Below are 24,433 nucleotides of genomic sequence, written 5' to 3' on the forward strand. Positions count from 1 at the left end.
AAGCAAGATACTATTTTGTTCTATTTTAGCCGATATTTGGTGGCATGATTTCAATTTTGATTCCGGTATACAACAAACAGATCACAGAACTCGTTACTGAACTACAGCGCCAAATCGTGTCCAAGCATATAGCCTGTGAGTTCATCATAGCAGATGATGCTTCAACTAACCTTGAGATCAGACAAGCTAATAGAAAAACTGCAGAAAAACTTCGCATAAAGTATATCCAACTGGAAGAAAATCTTGGCAGAACAAAAACACGTACATATCTTGCCCAATTAAGCACAGCTGATTATCTCCTGTTTTTAGATGCCGATGTAATGCCAGGAAATAATGATTTCTTGAAGAATTACCTTCAAGCTATTACACCTAATGTAGATCTTGTATATGGCGGAGTAGCGTATCATCAAACGCCTCCTAAAGATGAGGAATTACTGCGATGGAAGTACGGAATAAAAAAAGAAGTGCAACAGCTTCAGACCAGAAAAAATGATCCGTATCAATCTATCATATCCATGGGCTTTCTGATTAAAAAATCACTCTTTTTAGAACTCTCTGGTGTATTAGATTCTACGGCATACGGAATGGATAATGTTTTTTCTTTTCAGCTTAAGCAGAAAAAAGCTAAGGTCATTCATATTGATAATCCGGTAATTCATTTGGGACTTGAACAAAACGACGTATTCTTTAAAAAATCCTTAGCATCCATTGAAACTACTATTCTCGCAGAAAAAGAACACCTGCTACCTAACAATTTTAGACCGGTGCAACGTACCTATCTTAAGCTAATAAGAACCGGCATGATTGTTCCTTTTATGATGATTATGAAAGCATTAAAAAAAAGTTTTGAAGTAGGGGTTATACAAAACGCCAATGTAGTTAAACTGGATGTTCTTAAATTGTATCACTATGCTCAACTAAAGCAACATGGATAAGTCTCCGTTTTTTTCTGTTGTTATTACGGTATATAATAAAGAAGACTATATCAAAGAAACCATTCAAAGTGTATTGGACCAAACCTTTACTGATTTTGAATTAATTATCGTAGATGATTATTCAACAGATAACAGTAGGAATATTATTAAGTCATATCAAACTGATGCGATAACTCCCATTTATAATGAGACAAATCTAGGTGCAGGGGCATCAAGAAATGTTGGAGTATATTATGCCAAAGGGAATTATATCGCGCTGTTGGATGGAGATGATCTCTATAAACCTTTTTTCTTGGAGGAGATCCATCTGGCCATTTCGAAATATCCAAATAATCCAGTATTCGCTATGGCTGCTGAGAAAATTAAAGACGAAAAAATCTTTAAGTATTCCTATTCTTTTCCCCCTTCTCAAGATCGTCTACTTACGCTAAATTATTTTGAATCCAGCTACCAAAATACTATCCTTACGAGTAGTAGTACAGTGATTCAAAAGGATTTCTTACTCCAATTAGGTGGATATGATGAAGGGATTAAAAGTGGCCAGGATACCGATCTGTGGATAAGAATAGGACTACAAACATCAATCATATTTGACCAAAAAATAGGAGCACGGATTCGTTTTATTGAAAACAGCCTCTTTAATACTACCAATACGCTCAAGGATAAATTAATTGCGTCTAAATTTAAACAAGAAGAAGAACGAAATCCAGCCCTTAAAAAGTTTATGGATTTAAATCGTTTTTCATTGGTGATTTTAGGCAGACTAAATCATCAGTACGCGCAGGCAAAAGCGATACAAAAACAAATAGACCCAAAGAATCTAACAAGAAAACAACGTTTTTTATTGAGATTACCGCTTTCGTTACTCAAAATATCAAAACGCACTAAGGAATTTCTTGATCGCCAGGGATGGCGATTTTCATCGTTTAAATGATTTAAACGTTTTAAAATCACGAATATAATCCGCTTCATTAAACTTTTGACTAGCCAGGACCAAACAAACAGCTCCCGAAGAAAAGTTATCCATTTCTCGCCAAATACCGGGAACTAATAGTAAGCCTTTATCGGGTTTGTTCAAATGAATTGTTTTTTTATTAATACCATCATGTAATTTAATATCGAAGCTTCCGCTTAGCGGAATCAAAAACTGGTATAACTCTTTATGTGCATGACCACCCCGCTGAGCATCGCTGGGAACATCATACAAATAATACACTCGCTTGATCTCAAATGGAATCACGTCACCTTCAATCACTCCTAAATTACCGCGCACCTCTTTTATTTTAGGTATGGAAATAAGTGATATATCGTCTATAGTGGTATCTTTCATGAGGTTATGTTTTTGACGTCTTTTATTCCTTTCATTCCAATAGTTAATTTTGGTCTAAACTCATTCACCTTAATATACTTATTGCGAACTAAAAAAAATACATACTTCAATATCCAAAAGTACGTCCAATCTTTGTACCTCAAATATTTAAGCGCAGACTTTCCATAAACCACTCGATCTGATCCCATTTCCATCCCTGAGCTATGTGCGGGATGTAGTACAATTACCTTGTTACAAAAATATCCCTGATAACCCTTTTGTACTAAATTACAAACGAATAGATATTCTTCTCCCGTCTCAAAAGTGCTTCCTAAACCAAAATATTCATTAAATAGTAAATCTTGCTTTTTGATTCGATCTAATCTACAGGATATTTCTCTAGAACTTATTGATTCTATGGTTGTTAATGTATGTTTCCTATTGTGAGTTGGATATGTTTTTATGAACTCTCCTTTAAAGGTCTTATGTTTAAAAGTAACAAAGGCAGTTTTAGGGTTATTTTTATACGACTCCAGTACGATCGTTTTAAAGTCTTTAACATAGCTTAGATCATCATCTGCAAATAAAACCACATCCCCTTTAGCATGTATTAACGCAAGGTTTCGGCTTTTGGATAGTCCTTTTTCCAAAGAGTTGATCACCCTGATATTGTCACGACTAGAAGTAAGATGAATCTCTGGGGTAGTTTGATTAACGATAAGCAGGTTGAGCTGATCTAATGAATGATGCGGAAACATATCATCCAGAAAATCCAGCGAATCTCGATTCATCGTGGCAATCAGGATTTCTAAGCTCAAGGATTTATTGCTACCTTCGTTTTTCATTAAGTCAAAGGTAATCATTTGAAGATTTTACTCGTAGGCGAATACAGTCGACTGCATAATTCTCTTAAAGAAGGGCTACACCACTTAGGGCATGAGGTTACCATCATTGCTACGGGAGATAATTTTAAGAATTATCCTGTAGATCTAAATTTCAAGGCTACTTTAGTTGAACGCTTCTGGGTGATTCGAAAATTCAAGAACCTACTCTTCCGGGTCACTGGGATTGATCTGGGTAAAACTGAACGTGGGATTAGATTTGGGCTTCAGTTAAAAAAATTGAAAGGCTTTGATGTGGTTCAATTGATCAATTCTAATGCAATAGGCACACATTTATGGCTTCAGAGGAGATTTATTTTAGCTTTAAAAAAACATAATGCTACTTTTTTTCTTTCGGTTTGTGGAGAAGAAACTCCTATAGTTCAATACTATCTGGATCAAAAATTCACGTACGATTTATTGGAACCGCTAAGAAATCAGGAAGTCAGCACAAAGCAGTATGCTTTTACCTTAGCCTATACTAAAGAGGATTATCTAAATTTTTACACTTTTGTGGAAGAACAAGCATTAGCATTGATTCCTTCTGACCTTGATTATCTCATTCCGTTGCAACATCATCCTAAGACCCATTTTATTCCAAATCCCATCAATATAGATCGCTTTACACCTTCGTATTATCAAAGCGGAAAAATTGAACTATTCTTGGGGATTAACCGAATGTCTGCCGTAAAAAAGGGAATTCATTTTTTTGTAAAAGCCTTGAAAATTATTCAGGATAAATATCCCGAAAAAGTTTCGGTCACGATTACAGAAAGTATTCCGTATGATGAATACATTCAAATTTACCGAAATGCACATATTCTGCTCGATAATGTTTACGCTTATGACCAAGGATTCAACGCCTTAGAAGCCATGGCGCAGGGTAAGGTGGTTTTTACGGGTGCCGAAAAAGAATTTGTTGAACATTATGCATTAAAGGAGACCGTAGCAATCAATAGTCTCCCAAATGTAGATTATCTAGTCACTAAATTATCTGATTTAATCGAACACCCTGAGTCAATCACTCAAATTGGTCAGAATGCCCGAAAATTTATTGAAGAGCATCATCACTATATTACCGTTGCAAGTCAATTTGAACAACTTTATCTATCGCATCAAAAATAAACCTACTGTAGAATACAAACCACCCGAAGCTTCTTTTCTATTGATATCATCGTAATATTGCAATATTACGATACTCCCTTCTTAAGAAGAAAAACTCTTCTCTCTTTACGTTTTTAATGAAAAGAACAGTTGCTTTCTAAAAATACTCCATATCACTATGAGATAAATGGCATAAGTAAACGCATGTGCCATGGTAGCGCCTTCAACACCATATAAGGACACAAGCACATAAGAACTAATACCCAAAACTGTGATAGATAAGATCTCAGTGACGATAAAGTGCTTCAACATATTTTTGGCTAGAAATTGATGGGCTACCACTATCCCCATGATTTTGAGAAAGTCTCCCGCCAATTGCCATTTAAATAATGTAGTCATAGGTAAAAATTCTTGGGTAAATACCAATTGAACGATGAAATCACGAGTGATATAAATTAGCACCATCCCGATCGCTACAAATGGCAATATGGTTTTATAGAAATGAAAAATTTCTCTTCTAAATTCTCTTGCGGTATGAATACCTGAAAGCTTGGGCAACACATGTAAGGTCAATAAACTACTAATAAACATAAAATAGTAGGATGCCAACCTATTCATGCTGGTCCAATATCCTGCTGCATCCTGCCCTATACGATCTATAATCATCGTACGAATAGCGATATAGATAAAGGGTAGCACAAGTGAAGATAATAAAGCCATAAGGCTGTAAGAGCCCAGATTCTTTATCATTTTCATTGAAGCGTGAAGAATAGAAACTTGATTCAATGCTCTACCCTGTTTAAATAAAATGGCAGTCACGATAAGTAAAAGAATTGGCGATAAAATCAATCCATAAATCGCTCCCTGCAATTGAAACGCTACAATTAAATAGAAGGTAAGCGCAAATCCAAAGAGATTACCTAATATATTAATGAGTACAAACCGTTTGACATCGCTAAAGCCATTGATAATGTCCAGTAGAAGTAGTACTGCGGCATAACCGGGAATACAAATGCCTAACACTCGTATGGCTGTTTTATACGCTTGTGATGAAAATAAATAATCGCTTAAAAAACCAGCGCTAAGTACAATACCAACACTTAACAATAATGAAGAACTAATCCCAATAATAATTGAAGTAGAGAGCACTTCACGCAGCTCTATTGGCTTTTTCTTATATTCTGCAACATACTTTATAACGCCATTTTTAATCCCTAATAATGAAAAGGACTGGATCATGGTTATTAAGTCCCTAAGATTTCCAATGAGTGCCATACCCTCGGGACGTACGTAAATGGCGAGTGCTTTAGAAACAACGAATCCTGTTATAATCTTAATCCCTACACTTAACGAATTAACCGAAGTAACTTTAAGAAGTACATTGGATCGTATGCGCTGTAAAATTCTATTCAATGTTCTTGAAGATGGATATGCTCAAAGATATGTTTTTTTGATCTCGAGTTATTATAAAAGAAAAACCCTTTGCTAAGTTTAGCAAAGGGTCTTTATAAAGATTATAAAATCGCTTATTTCTTATCGGTAGTGGAGGGTTGTAATTTTTTGCTCATTTCTAACGAAATTGCAGAACGATCGAACGTAATCTTTCCTGCCCCTGTTTCTAAAACAACTGCATCCAGTTTTTCACTAAAATCAATGATCTTACCATGAAGACCACTTTTTGTAATCACCCGATCACCCTTTTTTAGTGCCGACGAAAATTGTTTTTCCTTCTTTTGCCTGTTCATTTGAGGTCTGATGATAAAAAAATACATCACCACAAACATCAAAATGATTGGTGCAAAACTTCCTATTTGATCCATTACTTGGTGGCAGCTTTAGACGTTATAGCTGGAGTTACAGCTTCCCCTTCAGGAACTTCTACAAAAGCTTTAATTTTTACAGTTTCGCGTCCTTTTTCAGTATTTGCCGTAATGGTTACGGTTTTCACAATTTGGTTTTTTCCTGAACCATTGTACTTCACTACCATCTCACTGGTTGCGCCGGGAGCAATGGGCTTGTTTTTTTCTATCACAGGGACGGTACATCCACAGCTACTTCTTGCGTTAGTAATAATCAATGGCGCATTACCTGTATTGGTAAATTTAAAGGTGTGCTCTACAACTTCGTTTTTTTGAATGTTACCAAAGTCAAATTCTGTTTCTTCAAATGTAACTTCAGGAAAATTACCCTTTTGAGCATCACGCTCTGCTGCGACTTCTACATTTTCTGCTTTTACCTTTTCGGCAGCATTTTCTTTACAAGCTGTGAAACCTATTGTGACAACAGCTAGTAATGCTAAAAATCCTTTCTTCATAATAGTTTAGACATTTTAATGAATTGCAAAAATAATAAAAATCTGCTTTATTGAAGTCCGCGCCCTATTTTATTTAACTTCCCTTTTTTTGAAAATTCCTTGGACAATTTATCGATTACACCATTAATAAAAATACTGCTCTTAGGGGTGCTGTATTCTTTAGCGATTTCTAAGTATTCGTTGATGGTAACTTTTACCGGTATAGAGGAGAATGTAAGTAACTCACAAATTGCTAATTTAATCAAAATGGCATCAAGATGAGCAATACGTTCTTTATCCCAATTAGGTGTTTTGCCTTCGATTTCATTTTCGTATTCTTCACTATTAAAAAGTGCTTGCTCAAATAGTGTTAGCGCGAATTCTTTATCATCTTCATTTTTGAATAAGGTCGGGATTGCTATTTCGTTAGCACCGCTAAGCTTTACATTTTGAAGAAATTTAAGAATGACCGTATTTACAATTGGGAGATCATCTATCCAGGTAAGTTTGTAATCTTCGATAAATTCATATAACTTTTCATTTGGAGCAATTACCTCTTTAAATATAGAAATGATGAAATTACGATCTTCGGCCAGAGAGGTGTCTTTAGAAGACGTATAGGCTTCAAAATGTGAACTAATTCTTACAGCATTCCAAACAATACTGATATATTCTTCATTTTGAGACCAAAAGTTAAGCTTTCTGGATTCAATGGTTTTTTTGAGTGTTTTGCTATTTGACAGCAAAGACAATAAAGCGTTATTAGCAAATTTTCGGTTGGGATCTTTATCTTCAGCTGTAGCTAAATGCTTTTGGCTTAACTTTTCAAGATAATCCTCTTCTTTTTCTTTCAACTCTACAAAAAGCGAAAGTTGCATTAGAAAAAGATCATACATCTCATGCATGCTTTTTAAAAGAAATTTTTCTTCGGTCTTATAATTATCATTTCCAGACTTTTCCATGGCGTACATGGATTGCATGACCTTAACGCGAATATGTCTTCTTGTAAGCATGATAAAGAACGTATTGAATTAAAAATGGCGAAGAAATTCTTCGCCATGCAAAAATAAAATTATATTGTACTACTCACCTAATTTTCTAGCAGCAATTTTGTCTCTTGCTATTTTAAGCGCTGCTTCATGGGTAGTCACTCCAGTTTCTTGAGCGGTTGCTAAAATTTGAAGCGTTGTATTGTAGATGTTTTCTGTTTTTCGAATGATTTCTTTTTTATCGTAACCTTCTAACTCTGCATACACATTAATAATGCCTCCTGCATTGATAAGAAAATCTGGTGCATAAACAATACCGCGTTGCATTAACTTTTCGCCATGTATGATTTCATCAGCTAATTGATTGTTAGCGGCACCGGCAATTACTTTGGCCTTAATTTTATCAATCGTTAAATCATTCACTGTAGCTCCTAATGCGCAGGGAGCATAAATATCTACATCAGCGCTATAAATATCACCTCCATCATAGATGGTCGCACCGTATTTTTGTGAAATCTCTTCCAAGCGATCTTGATTGATGTCAGAGATATACACGATTCCACCTTCATTGCTTATATGTTCTACAAGCACCTCTCCTACGTGGCCTATGCCTTGAACTAACACTTTCTTACCCTCCAGATTATCATCACCAAATTTAAAATGTGCTGCTGCCTTCATCCCCATAAATACGCCATAAGCTGTTATAGGCGATGGATTACCGGCTCCACCTTTATCTTCAGAAATTCCTGTAACGTAAGGAGTGACCTCTCTAATGAGATCCATATCCTCTGTCTTCATCCCAACATCCTCTGCTGTGATATATCTTCCACTAAGGGAATGAACGAATTCTCCAAATTTTGTGAGGAGTTCTGGGGATTTTTGAGTGGCTGCATTACCTATAATAACGGCTTTCCCTCCCCCTAAATTCAATCCTGCTACGGCGCTTTTAAATGTCATCCCTCTTGAAAGGCGTAACACATCATTAACAGCTTCCCATTCACTTTGATATGACCACATCCTAGTACCTCCCAGCGCTGGACCTAAAGTTGTATCATGAATACCAATGATTGCTTTTAAACCTGTATCTTTGTCTTGACAGAATACAATTTGTTCATGATCATCAAAAGAAAGTTGACCAAATACAGGATCAGCTTTTTTTAATTCACTCGCGTTTAAGACGTCTGCAGTCATGCTTAAATATTTTTGAATTGCAAAATTAGCTATAATTCTTATCACTAATTATCCCGACTTGTTAATGTTGAATAATTTTTAAAATTTTAAGAGATTTAGCCTTAAGGAATGAAAGAACTTCAACATATTAACAAATATTTTATCAAATATAGAGGGCGACTGCTTTTAGGTCTTCTTATTACCATTGCTGCGAGAATATTTGCACTATATACTCCCCGACTTATTGGTGACTCAACAGATATAATTGAACGGTATATAAGTGATGAGGTTTCTAACCTAAGCCAGATAAAGGAAGAACTTTTAATAAACATCTTACTTATTATTGGAACTACACTACTAGCGGCATTTTTTACTTTTTTGATGCGTCAAACATTTATTGTAGTTTCAAGACGTATTGAATACGACTTAAAAAATGAGGTCTACCAGCAATATCAAAACCTTTCGTTGAATTTTTATAAGAAAAATCGAACAGGCGATTTAATGAATCGCATCAGTGAAGATGTTTCTCAGGTAAGAATGTACGCTGGTCCCGCGTTAATGTATAGCGTTACTACATTAACGCTATTTATTGTTGTAATAGGTTACATGATCTCTCAGGCTCCAATCTTAACACTCTATGTCGTAGCGCCATTGCCGTTTCTTTCTTTTGCGATTTACAAGCTCAGCAAAGCAATTCATAAGCGTAGTACAATTGTTCAAGAGTATTTATCTCAACTCAACACTTTTACTCAAGAGAGTTTTAGTGGAATTGCTGTGATTAAATCTTATAGACTGGAACAGAATACCAATAAAAATTTCACTGACCTTGCAAACAGCAGTAAAGAAAAAAATATTGAACTTGTTAAGGTTCAAGCATTCTTTTTCCCATTAATGATCTTATTAATTGGTGTAAGTAGTACGTTAGTGATTTATATAGGCGGAAGAAGATTTATACAAGGTGAAATTGAAAGTATTGGAACCATCATTGAGTTTATGTTGTATGTAGGCATGCTTACCTGGCCTGTTGCTACTGTAGGATGGGTTACTTCAATTGTTCAAAGAGCCGAAGCTTCTCAAAAGCGTATCAATGAATTTTTAAACCAAGAACCACAAATTAAAAATCATACGTCGGAAGAGACACCAGTGACTGGAAAAATTATTTTTGACAATGTCTCATTTACTTACGAAGACACTAACATTACCGCTTTAAAAGGAGTTAGCTTTGAAGTTGATCAAGGAGAAACTCTCGCGATTATTGGGAAAACAGGGTCTGGAAAATCTACCGTTTTAGAACTTATCGGTCGTTTGTATGATGTTGAAAAAGGCCGAATTACTATTGATGATCAACCGATCACTTCACTTAACTTAACGTCACTACGCAATGCTACCGGGTACGTCCCGCAGGATGCTTTTCTCTTTAGTGACTCAATTAAAAATAACATCAAATTTGGTAAAGAAGATGCCACAGATGACGAAATCATCGTTGCTGCTAAAAAAGCTGCAGTGCACGACAATATCATCAATTTTTCAAAGAGATATGAAACCGTATTAGGAGAACGCGGCATCACGTTATCTGGCGGACAAAAACAGCGCGTTTCAATTGCCAGAGCCATCATCAAGGACCCACAAATTCTCTTATTTGACGATTGTCTCTCTGCTGTCGATACTGAAACAGAAGAAGAGATTCTATCTAACCTTTACCAAATAAGCCATAAAAAAACGACGCTTATTGTTAGTCATCGTATATCTTCAGTAAAAAATGCTGATAAAATTATTGTTTTAGAAGATGGGGAAATTATTCAGCAAGGGTCTCACGATCAACTTATTACCAAGCACGGATATTATAGGGAACTTTATGAAAAACAACTAAGTGAAAAAGAAAGTTGATTTTTTTTGGTGTATGTTAATTTTTTTATGATTTTTGACTTGAAACTAACAATTAATAAGAAAAACATTTAGTATGAGTGAGCATGACATGAAGGATAATGAAGAAATTTTTTCAAAAGTTTTACGAGCAGGTAGAAGAACCTATTTTTTTGATGTACGCTCTACTAAAGCGGATGATTACTATTTAACCATTACTGAAAGTAAGAAATTCACCAATGACGATGGTTCTTATTTCTACAAAAAACATAAAATTTACCTTTATAAAGAAGACTTTGATGGCTTTAAAGAAATCTTAGATGAAGTCACTGGATTCATTGTAGATCAAAAGGGACAGGAAGTCATTAGTGATCGTCACCAAAGAGACTTTAAAAAACCTGCTGACGAAGCCGAAGTTCCCGTAGCCCAAACAGCAGCTTCAAACGATACTGAGCCTGCTCAAAGTCGTTTTACTGATGTAGATTTTGACGACATCTAAAACAGTCTGATTTAATACAAATTGAAATCCCCTTTTGCTCATGCTAAAGGGGATTTTTTATATCTTGTTCTCAAATCAATTTGATCCATGCGCAATACACTTACTCTATTTGTTCTTTTAGCCTTTTTTTCAGCAACGTTTGCACAAAATGACGTTTCTCTTTCGTACTACTTACCTCAAGATGTAATGTATGATCCATCCATCCCAACACCCCAAGAAATCATAGGGTTTACTCCGGGAGAATGGCACGTAACACATGACAAACTGGTTGAATATATGAAGGCGCTGGCCAAGGCTTCAAACCGAGTTACCCTAGAAAACCGTGGAGAAACCTTTGAAGATCGACCTATTCTTCTACTAACTATTACATCTTCAAACAATCATAGCAAAATTGATCAAATTAAAAAAGATCACGTAACCCTAACTATGCCAGAATCAAACGGGGCGATTACCTCATCAATGCCAATAGTAGTTTATCAGGGTTTTTCTATCCACGGGAATGAACCAAGCGGGTCAAATGCAGCTTTAGTCGCAGCCTACTATTTAGCGGCAGCTCAAGGAGAAAAAATCAATGATTTGTTGAACAATACCGTTATCCTTTTTGACCCTTCGTTTAATCCAGATGGGTTACAGCGTTTTGCGTACTGGGCTAATACAAATAAAAGTGAGCATATAAATCCAGATCCTCAAGATCGGGAATACAGTGAAGTTTGGCCCGGTGGACGAACAAACCACTACTGGTTTGATATGAATCGCGACTGGCTTCCGGTTCAATTACCAGAATCAAGAGCGCGAATTAAGACATTTCACGATTGGTACCCCAATATTTTGACTGATCATCATGAAATGGGCAGCAACGCCACATTTTTCTTTCAGCCTGGAATCCAATCTCGTACACATCCTCTCACCCCTAAAATGAATCAACAGCTCACCAAAGAAATTGCAAATTTTCACGCTAAAGCTCTTGATAACATAGGTTCATTGTATTATACTGAAGAAAGCTTCGATGATTTTTATTACGGTAAAGGTTCTACGTTTCCAGATATTAACGGAAGCATTGGCATCTTGTTTGAACAAGCCAGTTCCAGAGGTCATGCACAAGAAACCGAAAACGGCCTTCTAACTTTTCCATTTACCATAAGAAATCAATTTACTGCTGCCTTATCAACACTTGAAGCCGCGGTGAACATGAGAAAACAAATCCTGGATTATCAACGCGATTTTTATATAGAAGCCAGAAAGACGGCCGAAAAAGGGGCATATGTTTTTGGAAACGAAAAAGATGCTGCTTCGGCCTATCATTTGGCAGAAATCCTGAAACGCCATAAGATTGATGTGCATCAGGTAAAACAAGAGTTTGATCTCAATGGTAAGAAATATCGCCCCGGTTATAGTTACGTCGTTCCAAAAAATCAACGCCAACACAGATTGCTTAAAGGGATGTTTGAAAAACGAACCACTTTTCAGGATAGTTTGTTTTACGATATATCAGCATGGACTTTTCCGCTTGCCTTCAATCTTGACTATGCTGAAAATGCATCCTTAGCTAATGCGGGAACTAAGATTGAATCGTTAGAAAAACCTTCGGCGAAAGCCATTACAAAGAGTAATTATGGATACGTTATGGAATGGCATGAGTACTACACCCCAAAAGCCCTTAACTTAGTATTAAATGCAAAATTAAGAGCTAAAGTGGGAATGCAGCCGTTTGAACTCAAGGGAAGCTATTATGATTACGGGACTATTTTCATTCCTGTGCAAAATCAAGAATTATCACCAGAGAAACTTGCAGAAAAATTAAATGAAATCAGTAAAGAATCTGGGGTAACTTTTAACCCCGTATCAACCGGATTGACCAAAGGCATCGACCTTGGAAGTAATCAATTTAGAGCTATAAAAAAGCAAAAGGTCGCCATGTTTGTAGGTAGCGGCATTAATCCCTACGATGCCGGAGAAATTTGGCATTTATTTGATCAGCGTTATGACATGATGATTACGAAATTAGATGTGAAAAATATGAGTCGTTATGATCTGAGCAAATATACCGATTTGATCATTCCAGCCACATGGGGGAATCCATTTGATGATAAAGCTGTAGAAAAACTAACTGCGTGGACTAAAAATGGAGGTACATTGATTGGTTATAAAAATGTTGCCAATTGGTTTAAAAAGAATAAGTTTTTGTCTATTTCGACCAAAAAAACTAAAAATCCTGCTAAAAATGTCACGTTCGAACAAGCACGTAACTTTAATGGTGCTCAAGTGATTGGTGGCGCTATTTTCAACACGAACTTAGATCGCTCCCATCCTATTGCCTTTGGATACAAAAATGATGAGTTACCCCTATTTAGAAATACGACTTTGTTTGTCGAATCTGATTCTACCAGCTATAAGAATCCAATAAAATACACTAAAGACCCATTGTTAAGTGGTTATATAAGCGATATAAATCTTGAAGCTTTAAAAGAGACCAGACCTTTTGTGCACCAGTCTAAAGGACGCGGTGAGGTAATTTTATTTACAGATAACACTAATTTTAGAGCTTTTTGGTACGGTACGAATAAACTCTTGATGAACGCTATTTTCTTTGGGGATAAAATGTAGTGTCAACTAATACGCAAACCGTTTTTTGAAGGCTTATCTAATGTGATCAGTGTAACCTCTTTTCCTTGAACCGCACCAAGTACAAGACATTCACTCATAAAATTGGCAATTTGCTTAGGAGGAAAGTTTATTACCGCAGCAATCTGTGTACCTATAAGTGCATCAGGTGAGTAGAGAGCAGTAATTTGAGCAGAGGATTTCTTTATACCAATTTCTTCTCCAAAGTCTATGCTTAATTTGAAAGAAGGATTTCGTGCTTTGGGAAATTGCTCAACTGCAATAATAGTTCCCACTCTAATCTCTATTTTTTCAAAATCGGCCCAGGTAATTGTCATATAGTTTATCTTAGGTGTAACTAATTTAGCGTAATTTCAACTAATTTAATATCACATATTTTTAGCAAATGGCACGAACAGAATCCAACATGATCCCTTTAGGCACTAAGGCCCCTGCGTTTACCTTATTAGATACGATTACAAACCATATGGTTTCTCTTAAGGATATTCAAGGTGAAAAAGGCACTGTGCTCATGTTTATCTGCAATCATTGCCCCTTTGTGAAGCATGTAAATGAAGAGATAGTACGATTAGCAAACGACTATCGCGTTATTGGATTTGGATTTGCTGCAATCTCCAGCAATGATGTGCTCAATTATCCTGAAGATCATCCCGCATTAATGTATAAAAATGCACAAGATCACGATTTTACATTTCCTTATTTATATGACGAGACTCAACAAGTTGCAAAATCGTATGACGCTGCGTGCACTCCGGATTTTTATGTATTTGATGCTGATTTAAACCTAGTTTATCGTGGTCAATTAGATGATTCTCGACCGGGCAATGGTATCCCGGTCACCGGAAGACACCTTAGAGAAGCCCTTGACAATATTTTAAATAACCGACCTCAAAACTCCATTCAAAAACCCAGTATTGGATGTAATATTAAATGGAAAGAGGACTAAAACTTTTATGATGAAAAATACATTATTCAATACTATCGCAATTTTAAGTATTACGTGCTCTATACATGCTCAACACACATTCTCTATCGTGGCTGTCGATCCAGATACGGGTGAAATTGGTAGCGCGGGGGCAACTTGTTTAGGGCAAGAAGATGGAGCCCTGGCGATTAGTGATATCGTTTTAGGCATTGGTGCCATACATACACAATCATTTTATATCCCCGCTAATCAAAATAATGCCAGAACACGCATGGAAATGGGAGATTCACCTCAAGAAATCATAGATTGGCTCATTGCTAATGATGTGCAGGGGAATCCCTCTACCAGACAGTACAATATCGTTGATTTGAACGATAGTAATCCACGAAGTGCCGCATTTACAGGAGTGAACTGCTCTGAAGAGTTTCTCCATATTACCGGTCCTAATTATGCGATTGCGGGAAACATTCTTATCTCTCAAGATGTAGTGACTGATATGGAAACCGCCTTTTTGGCAGCCGATGGTACGCTTGCTGATAAATTAATAGCTGCTATGCAAGGGGCAAAACGACCGGGTGCTGATGTTCGCTGTTTGGACGCTGGGATAAGCTCAGCTTCTGCATTTATACGCGTAGCAGATCCTTCTGATCAGGATAGCTCTTATGGTAATTTATCTCTAGATTTAAACGTTTGGATTACGACAGAGATATTTGAGCCTATTGATGTTCTGCAAGATGCGTACGACCAAACTTTATCCCTTGAAGATAATAAACTTACAAAAACAATCCTTTCGTCTAATCCCGTACAAAGTGAGTTGTCTGTTAACTCAGGTCAACGTGTTTTTAATGGTTTTACCATCTTTGATATGAACGGAAAAATTGTTTTACAACAAAAATTTAATGCCCCCAAAAACAGATTATCCTTAAATGTAGATTTTTTAAATAGTGGGATGTACTTCCTGAAGTTAATAAGTGACAAGAGTAAAAATGAACACATTAGATTTATGAAAAAGTAGTTCTAACCATGTTATGAAAGTATAAAGCGAAATCCAGAAAGTACAGTAAGAACCTTACTTCTTAGATTTCGCTTTTTCTTTAAATTCTACTTGGATGAAAATCGAAGGTAAAACTTTTTATTTCACCTCCATTAACTCAACATCGAATACTAAGGTTGCATTAGGTGGTATTACTCCGCCAGCACCTTGACTTCCATACGCTAGATCTGATGGGATTACCATCCTGGCCTTATCCCCTACTTGCAAAAGCTGGATACCTTCATCCCATCCGGGAATCACTTGTCCCACACCTATAGGAAACTCAATGGGCTGATTACGTTTGTAGCTGGAATCAAACACAGTTCCATCGGTCAATTGTCCTTTGTAATGTACCGATACCGTTTTACCTTTTTCTGCCTGTGCACCAGATCCTTTATTGATAATCTTGTATCTAAGACCGCTATCTGTTTTATCAAATCCTGCTGCCAGCTTTTCTAAAGCAGCTTCAGAGGCAGCTTTAGCTACTGCCATGCGTTTTTCACGTTCATCATCCATAGATTGAAATGCTTTTAAAGCTTCAAAATTTTCAGCCTTATTGCCTTCACGAATAATCTCAACTGATTTCAATTCGTCGTCCTGCGCTATTGCATCAACCACGTCCTGACCTTCAACTACGTGACCAAAAACAGTGTGCTTTCCGTCCAACCAAGGTGTAGCCACGTGGGTGATGAAAAACTGACTCCCATTAGTACCAGGCCCTGCGTTGGCCATGGATAGAATCCCCGGGCGATCGTGTTTTAACTCAGGATGAATTTCATCATCAAATTGATATCCCGGATTTCCGGTTCCGGTACCCTGTGGACATCCTCCCTGAATCATAAAATCAGGAATTACCCGGTGAAACTTAAGCCCGTTATAATAAGGTGTTCCCTCTTCTTTTGCCGTATTTTTTTGATTTCCTTCTGCCAATGCGACAAAATTACCCACTGTTCCCGGAGTTTTTTCATGTTCTAATTGTACTAGTATTTCTCCTTTTGAGGTGTTGAATTTGGCGTAAAGTCCGTCTTGCATGCTTCTATTTTTTAATGAGCGGCAAAGATACTTTTTTGAATGGAGGTAATGAAATCGAAGATGTTAGATATTATGTAAATTACATTAATGTCATATTATTTTTACGGATTACAAATCCGTGCTAACTAATCCAAGATAGTTATAAATGGTCATCCTTTTATTTCGGGCTCAAGATAGATTCTACATTCTTTTGCTCTCAGCCAAAGTGGTTCTTTTCAAAATCTAAGGTTTACTAGATAAGATCCCATCTTTCAACAAGCTCAAGATTTTTTGGGATGATTCTCTTAGATAATGGTCTTACTCCTTCGCATGGGCTTCGGCGGTACGCAGTCGCCAGCATAAGCCTTTCGGCAGGCCTGTCTGCCGATCAGGAAGGCTCAAGACAAATTTTTCGCACTAATCTCCTCAGAGATTTGGCTCTCTGAGATACCGCCTTGCGGCGGCATGAGTGATTCACACTATTTTGCCGCTGGCAAAATAGGTTCTCTACTCAATTAGCGACTTCACTGATGAACTTTATGCGGTAAAGTCGCAGTTCTTCGTCATCATAGTCTCCATCAAATTCCTCCATCGCATCCTCAATTTTATCGGTTTCGGCCTCAAGAAAATATTCATGAATCTCTTCTTGTTGCTCCTCGTCTAACATCTCATCAATCCAGTAGGAGATGTTGAGCTTAGTGCCACTATATACGATGGCTTCCATCTCCTTGATTAAATCTGGCATCTCCAAACCCTTTGAGGAAGCAATATCTGGAAGAGGTAATTTTCGATCTACATTTTGAATTAAATAAAGCTTAAGGCTACTATTTGCTCCTGTGGACTTAACAATTAAATCATCTGGTCGCACGATGTCATTATCTTCAACGTAACGGTTAATAAGATCAATAAAAGGTTTTCCGTATTTTTTCGCTTTTCCTTCACCAACTCCATGAACGGTACTTAACTCATCTACGGTCATTGGATATTTTATCGCCATGTCTTCAAGAGAGGGCTCCTGAAACACCACGTAAGGTGGTACACCGTGTTTCTTTCCTTCTTTCTTAACCAATTCTTTAAGCATACCGAGTAACTTAGTGTCTGCACCACCTCCCTGGCTTTTTTCTTGAACAAGTACACCTTGATTAGAAGAATCATATACATGATCCTCTGTCATCATAAATGTAAATGGATCGTCTAAAAAGGCATCACCTGCATCAGTAACTTTTACAACTCCGTAAGTTTCAATATCCTTGCGCAGTAAGCCAGCCACCAAAACTTGTCTCAGCAGAGCCATCCAATAATTAGCATCCCTATCTTTTCCTTTTCCAAAGATGGGATTTTGATCTGTTTTATGAGATTTGATCAATGCATTGGACTTCCCTATCAAGGTATTGACAATATCTTTTGATTTGTAAAGCTCTTTTGTGGCTTTGATAGCTTGAATAAGTAATTTGACCTCTTCAGTTGCTTCGTGTTTCTTCTTAGGATTTTGAATATTGTCGTCCATATCAGCACCATCACCCGTTTTGTCGTCAAATTCCTCCCCAAAATAATGGAGAATAAATTTTCTACGGGACATAGAGGTTTCCGCGTAAGCGACCATCTCTTGCAAGAGTGCATGACCAATTTCCTGCTCAGCAACTGGCTTGCCACTCATAAATTTTTCTAGTTTTTCAATATCTTTATAGGAATAGAAAGCCAAACAAATTCCCTCTCCACCGTCACGACCTGCTCTACCGGTTTCTTGATAATAACTTTCAATACTTTTAGGGATATCGTAATGGATTACAAACCGCACATCAGGTTTATCGATTCCCATCCCAAAAGCAATTGTTGCTACAACCACATCACAATCTTCCATCAAGAACATATCCTGATGTTTGATCCTGGTTTTAGCATCTAAACCTGCATGGTAAGGAACAGCTTTGATACCATTTACTTCCAGCGTTTGAGAAAGTGCCTCTACCCGTTTGCGGCTTAAACAGTAGATAATACCGCTTTTATTTGCGTGCTTCTTTACGAACTTGATGATTTCGGCATCGACGTTATCTGTTTTAGGACGTACTTCGTAATAAAGATTGGGACGGTTAAAAGATGCTTTAAATACATTAGCACCTGTAATCCCTAAGTTTTTGATGATATCTTCTTGCACCTTTGGTGTTGCCGTCGCGGTAAGACCAATGATAGGAATATCATCTTCTATTCGCTCAATAATTTTACGCAGATTGCGATACTCTGGTCTAAAATCGTGTCCCCATTCGCTAATACAGTGCGCTTCGTCAATGGCAAGAAACGAGATTTTTTGCCGTTTCAAAAAATCAATATTTTCTTCTTTGGTCAGGGATTCTGGGGCAACGTACAATAATTTTGTTATCCCGTTCTCAATATCCAGTTTGACTTGTTTTACCTCTGCTTTTGTGAGAGAAGAATTTAATACGTGTGCTATACCGTGTTCTGAGGAGATCCCACGCAAAGCATCCACTTGATTTTTCATTAACGCAATTAAGGGAGAAACAACTATTGCCGTTCCCTCTTGAATTAAGGCGGGTAGCTGATAACACAGGGATTTACCCCCGCCGGTTGGCATAATTACAAAGGTGTGATGACCCGAGAGTATACTTTTTATGACCTCTTCTTGAAGCCCTTTAAAGGCATTAAATCCAAAATACTTTTTTAATTCCTGATGTAAATCTATTTCGCTCAAGTGATCTCTGTAAATTACAATTTTGACTAACTTTGTCGACTATTAAAGATACTATATTATATAGTTCCTGCAAATTCAAACTAAAATTTAATGCAACAATCTGATATTATTGCGGTCGCAAAAGAAACTATTCTCAATGAGGCCAGGGCGATTACAAAATTGCAAGAATATGTAGACAAGGATTTTGCAGACGCCGTTCAAACCATCTATCACAGCAAAGGCCGCGTTGTGATAACAGGAATTGGTAAAAGTGCGATTATTGCGAATAAAATTGTAGCTACCTTAAATTCTACCGGTACACCTGCAATTTTTATGCATGCCGCAGATGCTATCCATGGTGATTTAGGGAACATCTTAACTGATGATGTAGTGATTTGCATTTCAAAAAGTGGTAATACACCAGAAATTAAAGTATTAGTTCCGCTTATTAAAGGATTTAAGAATACACTAATCGCGATCACAGGAAATGCCTCTTCCTTTTTGGGAGAACAGGCGGATTACGTGCTCAATTCTACGATTGAAAAAGAGGCCTGCCCAAATAATCTTGCTCCCACCACGAGCACCACAGCTCAATTGGTAATAGGTGATGCTCTTGCCGTAAGCCTGTTACATTTAAGAGGATTTTCAAGTAAGGATTTTGCAAAATACCATCCCGGCGGATCGTTAGGGAAAAAGCTTTATTTGCGCGTAAGCGATATTACACGTAAAAATAATACTCCAAGGGTGACACCAGATGCTGACATTAAAGATGTCATTGTTGAAATTAGCCAAAATTTACTTGGGGTAACAGCCGTGATTGAGGATGATAAAATCGTAGGAATTATAACAGATGGTGATTTGCGTCGCATGCTTACTCAGACTGATGATTTTACGACCCTTAAAGCAAAAGACATTATGGGTTCTAATCCTAAAACAATAGATAATGATGCGATGGCTGTAGATGCTATGGAAGCATTAGAAAAAAACAATATTTCTCAATTATTAGCTCAAAAAGATGGCAACTATACTGGTGTAGTCCACTTACATAACCTCATCCAGGAAGGAATTATTTAATGAGCACTACTTCTCCAAATGAAATGTCCTTTTTGGATCATCTTGAAGTGTTGAGATGGCATTTGATACGCGCAGTTGGCGCTATAATGATTGCCGCAACAGGTGCGTTTATTGCCAAAAAGTTTATTTTTGATACTGTTTTACTTGGCCCCAAAAGAGCTGACTTTTTAACATACGATTTACTCTGCCGACTCTCTAATGTCATCGGGTTAGATGACAGTTTTTGTTTTCAGGATTTGCCATTTGCGATACAAAGTAGGACCATGTCTGGGCAGTTTTCTGCTCATATCTGGACCAGTATTACTGCGGGGTTTATCATTGCTTTTCCCTATGTTTTGTACGAAGTATGGAAGTTTATAGCGCCGGGGTTGTATCCCACGGAGCGTAAGAGTGCCCGTGGATTCATTTTTATCGCTTCTTTCCTATTTTTTATTGGAGTGACCTTTGGCTATTATATCATTACACCCTTGTCCATTAATTTCTTCGGAAACTACCAAGTAAGTGACATGGTCCTCAATGAATTTGATCTATCCAGTTACGTGGGGCTTGTGCGAGCATCTGTTCTTGCCTCCGGAATAATTTTTGAACTACCTATCATCATTTACTTTCTTACCAAGGTTGGTTTGGTAACGCCCGAAGATTTAAAGAAATACCGCAAGTTCGCCCTGGTTATTGTACTGGTGTTAGCTGCTATTATCACTCCGCCAGATGTGGGCACGCAAATTGTAGTAGCTATTCCTATTCTTGTGTTATATGAAGTAAGTATTTTCATTTCAAAGCGAGTCGTTAAAAATGAACGTAAACGAGAAGCTAAAGCAAAAAAATCCTAATCAGCCCTTACAAATTATTGAACATAATGTACTATCCCCATGAGTAATCCAGTAGAAGAATTTAACGCCTATCGTTCTAAAATGAACGAAAAATTGTTAGCCGAAAATAATAAACTCATCAAACGCTTTTTTAACCTTGATACCAATGCGTTTACAGAAGGTGCCCTAGATAAAAAAACGAAAGAGCTGTTAGGCCTTGTGGCATCAACTGTATTGCGTTGTGATGACTGTGTGAAGTATCACTTAGAAGGATGTCAAAAAGAAGGGGTGAGTAAAGAACAAGTGATGGAGACCCTTGGTATTGGAACGCTTATAGGCGGCTCTATCGTCATCCCACATTTACGCAGAGCCTTTGAATATTGGGAAGAGTTAGAGGCACACAATCAAACGCACGAGAATTGAGTATATTTATCTTTCAGTAAATACAGGTCATGAAATTAAGCGCAGATAATCTTATCAAATCCTATAAAGGCCGAAAAGTGGTAAAGGGTATCTCTGTTGAAGTAAATCAAGGAGAAATCGTGGGATTGCTGGGACCTAATGGGGCAGGCAAAACGACCTCTTTTTATATGATTGTGGGCTTAATTAAGCCTAACGGCGGAAAAATTTATTTGGACAAGACCGAAATTACCAGTTTCCCCATGTACAAACGCGCACAAAACGGGATTGGGTATCTTGCACAAGAAGCGTCGGTATTTCGGAAGCTGAGTATTGAAGACAATATCATGAGTGTTCTTGAGCTTACCTCGCTTAATAAACAAGAACGCGAAGCTAAAATGGAATCGCTCATTGATGAATTTGGCTTAAATCATATTCGTACAAATCGTGGCGATCTACTTTCTGGAGGAGAACGCCGCAGGACTGAAATTGCTCGCGCACTTGCTACAGATCCTAAATTTATTCTCTTAGATGAACCCTTTGCCGGAGTTGATCCAGTTGCGGTAGAGGATATCCAACGTATTGTAGCCCAACTCAAAAATAAAAATATAGGAATATTAATCACTGATCATAATGTGCAGGAAACTCTTGCCATTACAGATCGCACCTATCTCATGTTTGAGGGAAGCATCCTAAAACACGGTATTCCTGAAGATTTGGCTGCAGACGAAATGGTACGTAAGGTATACCTGGGTCAAAATTTCGAACTTCGAAAAAAGAAATTAGATTTTAATTAAGAAGCTGACTGACTTTGCTCTTTAAAAATCAACGACAACAAAATATAGAGCAGCATAATAACGGGCAACGCTAAGTATTTTAGAAGTACCAACAAAATTGCCGAAATTGCAATAAAACTATACCTCAAAGCATTCTTTTTGACAGACCAGTCCTTGAATTTCAAGGCAAAAAGCGGCAACTCTGCATTGAGCAAATAAGCACTAAGAACACTAAATCCAATCAAGAAGTAAGGATTGAGAAGAACCTGTGTGATTAGTGGATTTTGTTGGTAAGTGATGATCATAGGGATGCTCAATACCAATAATGCATTAGCCGGTGTAGGCAACCCTATAAAGCTGGTATCTTGACGGTCATCCACATTAAAATTAGCTAAGCGATATGCCGAGGCTAACGTAATCACAAATCCTATTAAGGCCACAGGATGAAAGTCAAATTCAAAAAAACCACCATCCCAAGAAGCCTCAGCTGTATTACCAAATGATCTTTGTAATAATTTAAACATCGCTATACCGGGAACTAAACCAGAGGTTACCATATCTGCTAGAGAGTCTAATTGTAATCCTAATTCGCTCTGTACGTTCAGTTTTCGGGCGGCCAGCCCATCAAAAAAATCAAAGAAAATTCCGCCACCAACAAAAACTGCAGCCATAATCAAATTTCCCTCTACGGCAAAAAGTACCCCAATACATCCACACAGTAAATTTAACAGGGTTATGATGTTAGGAATTTGTTTTTTTAAGCTCATAGGTATGATTTTTGTAAAAATATAAAAGTTAATGCGACTAAAGCACATCAACAAACAATAACTAAGGTTCATTCAAGTTAATAATACCGTAAAATAGTAAGATATTTACAAAAAATTGTCTCATTGAGAATATTACCCGCTTTACTTCTTTTTTTGGCAGGCCATGCTATTACTGCACAAACTGTGCGTAAATACTCAAATGAATTTTTGAATATTGGCGTTGATGCAGCTGCATTTGGAATGGCAAATGCGGTTACGGCCACCTCTAAGGATGTTAATGCAGGATATTGGAATCCAGCTGGTTTAGTCCATCTTGAGGATTATGAGTTCTCGCTTATGCACGCCAGTTATTTTGCGAACATTGCCTTATATGATTATCTCGCGGGAGCTATGCCGCTAGATAATAATAGTGCAGTTGGACTAAGTGTAATACGATTTGGTGTAGATGATATTTTAGATACGCGTGCCTTAATAGACGCTGGTGGTAACATTACTCCTTTTGATCAGTTACCGCGATTCTCAACAGCAGATTGGGCCTTTACCCTATCATATGCCAGAAAATTACCTCTAGACGGTTTTAGCTTTGGAGTAAATGCTAAAGTTATTAGACGTGTTATAGGAGATTTTGCCAGTGCCTGGGGATTTGGTTTTGATGCAGGAGTTCAGTTTGACAGAGGCAAATGGAATATTGGGGTCATGGCTAGAGATATCACTACAACAGTAAATACCTGGAGTATAGACGATGATATTTTTGACGATATTGGTGATTCTAATAATGACGGCGTGGTAGATGAAAATGATGAAGCTACTCAACAAGAAGTCCCAGAAAGTACAGAAATTACGATCCCAAAACTTCAAGTAGGTATTGCGCGAACTTTTGTCTATCGCTACGATTTTACATTTCAAACCGCACTTGATTTGAATGTTCGCTTTGCCGAAACGAACGATATAATATCCACATCTACCGTTAGTATGACACCGGCACTAGGCTTTCAAGCCGGTTATATTGACATGATCTTCTTGAGGGCAGGTTTAGGGAATTTTCAGGAAGAGCTTCAACTGGATGGATCAGACGATATTAGTTTTCAGCCTGGATTTGGAGTCGGTTTTAAATATGCAGGTATACAGGTAGACTATGCATTTACTGATATTGGTGATCAAAGTGCCGCGTTGTATTCAAATGTATTTTCATTAAAATTAGACTGGAGCGCCTTTAGAAAGTAAATTTTATAGCGTTAGTTAGCCTCTCTTCTATTTAAAATCAGTATTTTCGACTTCAAAACACGATCAA

General features: G+C 37.3%; 24 protein-coding genes. 13 read left to right on the forward strand and 11 right to left on the reverse strand.

Going from position 1 to position 24,433, the window contains the following annotated elements:
* Positions 1-44: 44 nt before the first annotated feature.
* Positions 45-935: a glycosyltransferase family 2 protein gene (locus tag ABD000_RS01725; RefSeq protein ID WP_343763000.1), complete on the forward strand. Its 891-nt coding sequence runs from the start codon at positions 45-47 to the stop codon at positions 933-935.
* Positions 928-1,869 carry a glycosyltransferase family 2 protein gene (locus tag ABD000_RS01730; RefSeq protein ID WP_343763003.1) on the forward strand — a complete coding sequence of 314 codons (942 nt, stop codon included), beginning with the start codon at positions 928-930 and terminating at the stop codon, positions 1,867-1,869. The genes ABD000_RS01725 and ABD000_RS01730 overlap by 8 nt, the downstream gene beginning before the upstream one ends.
* Here ABD000_RS01730 and ABD000_RS01735 read toward each other — a convergent pair.
* Both ABD000_RS01735 and ABD000_RS01740 read right to left on the reverse strand, forming a co-directional pair.
* Positions 1,855-2,265, reverse strand: coding sequence for a sugar 3,4-ketoisomerase (locus ABD000_RS01735; protein WP_343763006.1), 411 nt, complete (start codon positions 2,263-2,265; stop codon positions 1,855-1,857). The genes ABD000_RS01730 and ABD000_RS01735 overlap by 15 nt on opposite strands.
* Positions 2,262-3,089, reverse strand: coding sequence for a glycosyltransferase family 2 protein (locus tag ABD000_RS01740; RefSeq protein ID WP_343763009.1), 828 nt, complete (start codon positions 3,087-3,089; stop codon positions 2,262-2,264). Before ABD000_RS01740 ends, ABD000_RS01735 begins: the two co-directional genes overlap by 4 nt.
* A gap of 18 nt (positions 3,090-3,107) precedes the next feature.
* On the opposite strand from ABD000_RS01740, the gene ABD000_RS01745 reads away from it, so the two are divergent.
* A complete protein-coding gene (locus ABD000_RS01745) occupies positions 3,108-4,250 on the forward strand; it encodes a glycosyltransferase family 4 protein (protein ID WP_343763012.1) in 1,143 nt (380 codons plus the stop codon).
* A gap of 105 nt (positions 4,251-4,355) precedes the next feature.
* Here ABD000_RS01745 and ABD000_RS01750 read toward each other — a convergent pair whose 3' ends face one another.
* The 5 genes from ABD000_RS01750 to ABD000_RS01770 form a co-directional block, all read right to left on the reverse strand.
* Positions 4,356-5,642 carry an O-antigen translocase gene (locus ABD000_RS01750; RefSeq protein WP_343763014.1) on the reverse strand — a complete coding sequence of 429 codons (1,287 nt, stop codon included), beginning with the start codon at positions 5,640-5,642 and terminating at the stop codon, positions 4,356-4,358.
* A 113-nt stretch (positions 5,643-5,755) separates the two neighbouring features.
* Positions 5,756-6,049, reverse strand: coding sequence for a preprotein translocase subunit YajC (gene yajC / locus ABD000_RS01755; RefSeq protein WP_343763017.1), 294 nt, complete (start codon positions 6,047-6,049; stop codon positions 5,756-5,758).
* Positions 6,049-6,543: a DUF1573 domain-containing protein gene (locus ABD000_RS01760; RefSeq protein WP_343763020.1), complete on the reverse strand. Its 495-nt coding sequence runs from the start codon at positions 6,541-6,543 to the stop codon at positions 6,049-6,051. The genes yajC and ABD000_RS01760 overlap by 1 nt, the downstream gene beginning before the upstream one ends.
* A gap of 47 nt (positions 6,544-6,590) precedes the next feature.
* A complete protein-coding gene (locus ABD000_RS01765; RefSeq protein ID WP_343763023.1) occupies positions 6,591-7,535 on the reverse strand; it encodes a transcription antitermination protein NusB in 945 nt (314 codons plus the stop codon).
* A gap of 69 nt (positions 7,536-7,604) precedes the next feature.
* Positions 7,605-8,702 carry a Leu/Phe/Val dehydrogenase gene (locus ABD000_RS01770; RefSeq protein WP_343763030.1) on the reverse strand — a complete coding sequence of 366 codons (1,098 nt, stop codon included), beginning with the start codon at positions 8,700-8,702 and terminating at the stop codon, positions 7,605-7,607.
* Positions 8,703-8,810: 108 nt separating this feature from the next.
* Between ABD000_RS01770 and ABD000_RS01775 the strand changes: the two genes are divergently transcribed.
* From ABD000_RS01775 to ABD000_RS01785, 3 genes are all read left to right on the forward strand, one after another.
* Positions 8,811-10,568: an ABC transporter ATP-binding protein gene (locus ABD000_RS01775; RefSeq protein WP_343763033.1), complete on the forward strand. Its 1,758-nt coding sequence runs from the start codon at positions 8,811-8,813 to the stop codon at positions 10,566-10,568.
* Between the two features lie 73 nt (positions 10,569-10,641).
* Entirely contained in the window at positions 10,642-11,043 is a 402-nt protein-coding gene (locus tag ABD000_RS01780) for a PUR family DNA/RNA-binding protein (protein WP_343763039.1), read from the forward strand.
* A gap of 87 nt (positions 11,044-11,130) precedes the next feature.
* A complete protein-coding gene (locus ABD000_RS01785; RefSeq protein WP_343763045.1) occupies positions 11,131-13,647 on the forward strand; it encodes a M14 family zinc carboxypeptidase in 2,517 nt (838 codons plus the stop codon).
* Positions 13,648-13,649: 2 nt separating this feature from the next.
* On the opposite strand, the gene ABD000_RS01790 is transcribed toward ABD000_RS01785, so the two are convergent.
* A complete protein-coding gene (locus tag ABD000_RS01790) occupies positions 13,650-13,982 on the reverse strand; it encodes a tRNA-binding protein (RefSeq protein WP_343763049.1) in 333 nt (110 codons plus the stop codon).
* A gap of 68 nt (positions 13,983-14,050) precedes the next feature.
* Here ABD000_RS01790 and ABD000_RS01795 point away from each other — a divergent pair, with 68 nt between their 5' ends.
* Both ABD000_RS01795 and ABD000_RS01800 read left to right on the forward strand, forming a co-directional pair.
* Positions 14,051-14,611: a thioredoxin family protein gene (locus ABD000_RS01795; protein WP_343763053.1), complete on the forward strand. Its 561-nt coding sequence runs from the start codon at positions 14,051-14,053 to the stop codon at positions 14,609-14,611.
* 10 nt (positions 14,612-14,621) lie between these two features.
* Positions 14,622-15,605: a DUF1028 domain-containing protein gene (locus tag ABD000_RS01800; RefSeq protein ID WP_343763057.1), complete on the forward strand. Its 984-nt coding sequence runs from the start codon at positions 14,622-14,624 to the stop codon at positions 15,603-15,605.
* A 117-nt stretch (positions 15,606-15,722) separates the two neighbouring features.
* Here ABD000_RS01800 and ABD000_RS01805 read toward each other — a convergent pair whose 3' ends face one another.
* Positions 15,723-16,655, reverse strand: a complete 933-nt coding sequence (locus ABD000_RS01805; protein ID WP_343763062.1) for a peptidylprolyl isomerase — start codon at positions 16,653-16,655, stop codon at positions 15,723-15,725.
* A 490-nt stretch (positions 16,656-17,145) separates the two neighbouring features.
* Entirely contained in the window at positions 17,146-19,338 is a 2,193-nt protein-coding gene (gene recQ / locus ABD000_RS01810) for a DNA helicase RecQ (protein WP_343763065.1), read from the reverse strand.
* 90 nt (positions 19,339-19,428) lie between these two features.
* On the opposite strand from recQ, the gene ABD000_RS01815 reads away from it, so the two are divergent.
* The 4 genes from ABD000_RS01815 to lptB are packed head-to-tail and all read left to right on the forward strand — an operon-like array spanning position 19,429 to position 22,396.
* Positions 19,429-20,391 carry a KpsF/GutQ family sugar-phosphate isomerase gene (locus tag ABD000_RS01815; RefSeq protein ID WP_343763069.1) on the forward strand — a complete coding sequence of 321 codons (963 nt, stop codon included), beginning with the start codon at positions 19,429-19,431 and terminating at the stop codon, positions 20,389-20,391.
* Positions 20,391-21,221 (forward strand): twin-arginine translocase subunit TatC, encoded by an 831-nt coding sequence (gene tatC, locus ABD000_RS01820; protein ID WP_343763072.1) that lies wholly within the window; start codon positions 20,391-20,393, stop codon positions 21,219-21,221. Before ABD000_RS01815 ends, tatC begins: the two co-directional genes overlap by 1 nt.
* A 39-nt stretch (positions 21,222-21,260) precedes the next feature.
* Positions 21,261-21,623 (forward strand): carboxymuconolactone decarboxylase family protein, encoded by a 363-nt coding sequence (locus ABD000_RS01825; protein ID WP_343763076.1) that lies wholly within the window; start codon positions 21,261-21,263, stop codon positions 21,621-21,623.
* Between the two features lie 29 nt (positions 21,624-21,652).
* On the forward strand, positions 21,653-22,396 hold the full coding sequence (gene lptB, locus ABD000_RS01830; RefSeq protein WP_343763080.1) for an LPS export ABC transporter ATP-binding protein: 744 nt from the start codon (positions 21,653-21,655) through the stop codon (positions 22,394-22,396).
* On the opposite strand, the gene ABD000_RS01835 is transcribed toward lptB, so the two are convergent.
* Complete coding sequence (locus tag ABD000_RS01835; RefSeq protein ID WP_343763083.1) at positions 22,393-23,142, reverse strand: CDP-alcohol phosphatidyltransferase family protein; 750 nt, start codon at positions 23,140-23,142, stop codon at positions 22,393-22,395. The genes lptB and ABD000_RS01835 overlap by 4 nt on opposite strands.
* 123 nt (positions 23,143-23,265) lie before the next feature.
* Between ABD000_RS01835 and ABD000_RS01840 the strand changes: the two genes are divergently transcribed.
* A complete protein-coding gene (locus tag ABD000_RS01840; protein WP_425545342.1) occupies positions 23,266-24,366 on the forward strand; it encodes a putative type IX sorting system protein PorV2 in 1,101 nt (366 codons plus the stop codon).
* Positions 24,367-24,433 lie beyond the last annotated feature (67 nt).

Source organism: Gangjinia marincola, from assembly GCF_039523415.1.
GTDB lineage: Bacteria > Bacteroidota > Bacteroidia > Flavobacteriales > Flavobacteriaceae > Gangjinia > Gangjinia marincola.